We start from the raw sequence: 4016 nt of genomic DNA, 5'->3' as shown, positions 1-4016 counted from the left end.
CCATATGAAAGTCTGCTGTAAATTGTGCTCATTCGGGTCATAGCCTCACCTCCGGACAAATCGGATGGTGCTGTGTGTTTTAAAGGGGTTCAGGCTCGCGGGCTGATTTAACAACAACACACGTCGAGGAGTTTTCCCGGAGCCTGAAAAAGAAAAGGCCCGCCGAAGCGAGCCTTAAGAATGGAGCGGTCAGCGGGAATCGAACCCGCATCATCAGCTTGGAAGGCTGAGGTAATAGCCATTATACGATGGCCGCAATCTGGTATGCAGTGCCGGGTGCCTCCCGGTGAGTCAGCCAGTCGAACTGCCTCGCGCGAGCATTTGAACATTATCAGTTTTGACTGAGCGCCCCGCCGCATAGGGGGATTCACTGCATCAATAACGTAAAACATTTTCATAAATCGCGTCAATGTATTGTGGTGGCGAGCGCCCATCTCTCGCTTAACTCCAATCAGTATTTGCGTACCGCTAAGTTATTGGCCGGGTGTTAGCCGATATGTTCTTTCACCGCAATGGACAGAATGCTTGGCACTTCCTCCTAAACATCCTGTCCGCTGCAATGAATTTGCCACTACCCGGAGTGGACACGCTCATTTATCCTTTTCTGATTATTTCAGACAACAAAAAACCCGCTCGATGGCGGGTTTATAAAACTTTGGCAACATAACAAATATGCTTCAAATATGACTTATTTTGTTGCATTTTGCAAGCGAGATTGGCGGAGATAATGAAATTTACCTCACATTTCTACCACTTTAAGCACCTCTTCGGCCTCATAGTGATCTAGCGCTAATCCCAGCGCATGTTCGTCCAGATCCGTAAAGGCCGCCTTTAGCCCCGCCCAGTGGGCCGAGTACACACGTAGCCATGTAGAACGGTCAACGCTAACCATCCGTGCCAGCGCGGCGCCAGCATAGTCTTTATGGGTTTCATTGTTTCTGGCGGCGGCAATCTCCTGCCCCGCCAACCATACCAGGCCGACCAGCTTCTTAACTACGCGCTCCTGGATCGAGGTTTCACCCAGGCATTTTTGATATGCCTTCCAGACGTGTTCACACATCATCACCTGGTGTTTATAGCTCAGGTCGAAACCGTAGCAGTACCGCAGCCAGGCCTGCTGGTATTCGCTGAGCGCGGAAACAGCCCGGCGCCACGGCGCTGACTCAAACTCAGCATCTTTTATCGGTGGCATTGGCCTGCGGCGGCTGCGCGTTTCCAGCACATACAATGGCGCGGCCAGCGAGTTAACAAAGCGGATCCCCTTCTCTCCCTCGAGTTCTACAAGGTGGACGCCCCGGCGCGGTGAGGCGTTTTTGTCTGCTGGTGGGTGTTCACTGAAAGCCTCAAGCTGACCTTTTGTTGCCCCGGAGAGATCAGTTAACGCGCGGCGAAGTTCGATTCTTACAAAATTCAGGTTCTGTTGATTCATGCGGTTTAGCGCTCCATACACTTAAGCTTTCGCAATTACGCCGATTGCCAGCGCCCGATCCAGAAAACGCAGCAACATCTCTAACTGAGTGCCATGCTTCTGTTCGAATGCCGATACACCGGCGTGTAGTTCGTCGTGACACTCTCTGCACAGAGGGATCACGAAGAGGTCGTGGGCTTTTGTCGCTGTACCGCCCATACCGTGCCCAACGATATGATGCGGGTCGTCTGCTGGCCGCCGGCAGCCCTCACAAGGCTGAGTTTTCACCCAGCGGGTATAGGCCTCATTCACCCAGCGGCGGCGCTTAGGCCGCAGCAGGAACGACTCTGGTGATTCTGGATCCGCTTTTAATGTCAGAACCGGCTTCACCTGTTCAACCGGGATACGCGCCTTACTCTGTAAAATGCTGGTGGCGGGCAGCGCTGGCACAATGTCACTCTCCCGCATGACAGATTGATGTGGTTCCTCCGGCAATCGTAGCGCCCGCTGCGCCATCCCTTCGGTGATAGCATCAGCGATGCCAGACTGAACGGCCCACCAGCAAAGTTCAGCCAAAGAGAGAGAACGCTCTTTGTTGTAACCCAGCCCCGCCTGCACAATATCAATAATCCATTCGGCGACATTGCCCAGCGCAAGCGCCTGTAACTCTTCCGTCGTCTGCCCACGCAGTTTGTTATCACAATGCCAGCACACCAACAGCGCGCCAGGCTGATGCCAGAAGGTAGTTAATTCCGCATGGTGGTAATCCGGATCCGGGTTCTGGCACTTCGTTACGCGCTGGCGCAGCCAATGTTCAAGACCAGCCATTCCACCAGCAGCTGCAATAACCCGTTCATCAGTGAAGAAGGTGTTTAGCCGGGCATCTTCCAGCAGCGGCTGGCGAGCATTGGGGATCCGGCCTGACGGAAACCGAGCCATGTTTTCTGGCTCACGTTCGACCAGCACCCGTCCAGATGCAAACAGGTGCATTAACTCCCGACCAGGCTTGAACAGAACCACTCCGAGGCGCGGTACTATTTCAGGCGTGAGTAATGCTCTCAATGGTCGCCCCCGGCCAGCTCTTTATCGTGAGTAAAGCTGCCGTTCCACGTGACCTTCATCGGAAGCTTACCTTTCAGGTAGTTTTTGTAGATCCAGATAGCACCTTCCCGGAGCAAGACAGGTTGATAGGTGGTGAAGCTAACAGCTGAATTTGGTGAGACTTTGCTGCTTTTCTCTGTGAGGTATTTGTCGCGAGCATAGGAACGAACACGCCATTGCGCGCTGCGCCCGTCTGGGTTGTCGTCGTATAGCCAATTAGCAGAGACAAGCCAGGCGCTGATCTTGCTAGTGTTTACGCCATTCAGACGCTTGCAGAACTGAACAGGAGAGAGTCCATCGGTGAAGAGGCTCTCGAGATGCTCGATATATTCGGCCTGCTGGTGGGTGATCGCTTCAGCCTGCTGTTTCGCCTCCATTGCATCTGCCCAGGCACGGGCCAGAGTGATGGGATCGGACATATTGGGCAGCATGACACCGTGAACTTCTCGAAGGTTGAAATAATGATCCTCAAGCTGTTCGAAAAAATCCCATGCCTGCTCAGTTTCAAGCATCTTTGCGTGGCGGGAGGCACCGCGTTCAGTCCAGAGATATAAGCTGCGGGCCTTTGGTGATATTTGCACACTGCTGAAAGAGTTGCGCAAATTTTCAACTTCCTCACCCTCAATTCGAAAGTAGTGTTTACCCTCAACAAAGCGAATTTTATTGCGGTTGAAATTGTTGGTGATATTTTGCGCTGTTGTACCGTAGCCACTAGCCAGGGATTCTGTAGTCACTACGCGCTGATTGCGATAAGTGATCACCGGCACCGATGAATGATTTACAGAAATTACGGTTGGGATGCCATTTTTGGGCGTAGCAGTGCCCACAACATGATTATTGGTCATATTCTCTCCATACACTGATTGTTGCGAAGGGCCTGCACGCCCATTTCGCTTGCACTGTCCGACATTACTGCCATCACGCCAGTCATTCAACCCACAGTTGGACATATATTTTCCCCTTATTTGAATGGCGTAATGGTTATTTCTACCCGCCCTTTCGGCGTTATTGGCCCCCACTCCACCAGCATGCGCTTCACCTGGCTGTCGTCCTCCCAGACACCTGCATGCGTCAGCGCGTCAAATAGCGCTTTGTTGTAGTTGTCCAGATCACGGCGGCGCGCGTCCGGTGGGTACAGGGTGATTTCTACGGCAGCCAGCTCTGCTGACGGTTTAGGGAGGCGGCGAAGCTGCTCAATGATTGCCGCACACGCCGCGCTCTGGTATTTGCGACCGTCGGCGCTAACCATATGGCGACCGGCCAGCGGCCCTTTGTTAGGGGCGCGCCAGTAGGTGTTAACGCTTGGAGGAAATGGCAGTACAAGCGTCATGCCCTGCCCGGCATTGTTCTTTGGCTTTGGTTGAGTAATGGAGATCCCGCGGGAAACGCCGCGAGTGATAGAGATAGCCCCCTTTTTCTCTAGCGCGCGGAGGTGATCCGCCGCAGCGTTGGGAGAGCTGCATCCCAGCAGCCCCGCCAGTTCGAAGTTAGTAGGTGGGAAACCATG

General features: G+C 53.4%; 4 protein-coding genes, 1 tRNA gene and 1 pseudogene. All 6 read right to left on the bottom strand.

All coding sequences use genetic code 11. The features are described 5' to 3' along the window. Positions 1-181: 181 nt before the first annotated feature. Positions 182-256: transfer RNA gene (locus HII27_RS26600), tRNA-Gly, on the bottom strand. Positions 257-739: 483 nt separating this feature from the next. Beyond that, complete coding sequence (locus HII27_RS26595) at positions 740-1429, bottom strand: bacteriophage antitermination protein Q (RefSeq protein WP_185670180.1); 690 nt, start codon at positions 1427-1429, stop codon at positions 740-742. 21 nt (positions 1430-1450) lie between these two features. Next, positions 1451-2470, bottom strand: coding sequence for a DUF968 domain-containing protein (locus tag HII27_RS26590; RefSeq protein WP_185670179.1), 1020 nt, complete (start codon positions 2468-2470; stop codon positions 1451-1453). Next, positions 2467-3354, bottom strand: a complete 888-nt coding sequence (locus tag HII27_RS26585) for an ORF6N domain-containing protein (RefSeq protein ID WP_223883306.1) — start codon at positions 3352-3354, stop codon at positions 2467-2469. Before HII27_RS26585 ends, HII27_RS26590 begins: the two co-directional genes overlap by 4 nt. 116 nt (positions 3355-3470) lie before the next feature. Then, entirely contained in the window at positions 3471-3839 is a 369-nt protein-coding gene (locus tag HII27_RS26580; RefSeq protein WP_223883307.1) for a RusA family crossover junction endodeoxyribonuclease, read from the bottom strand. A 57-nt stretch (positions 3840-3896) separates the two neighbouring features. Beyond that, positions 3897-4016: pseudogene (locus HII27_RS27325) on the bottom strand (LexA family protein); the annotation flags it as partial.

The sequence above is a fragment of the Kluyvera sichuanensis genome (assembly GCF_014218705.1).
Classification (GTDB): Bacteria; Pseudomonadota; Gammaproteobacteria; order Enterobacterales; family Enterobacteriaceae; genus Kluyvera; species Kluyvera sichuanensis.
The sequence above is the reverse complement of the archived record's forward strand: the minus strand, read 5'-3'. Positions and strand labels throughout refer to the sequence as shown.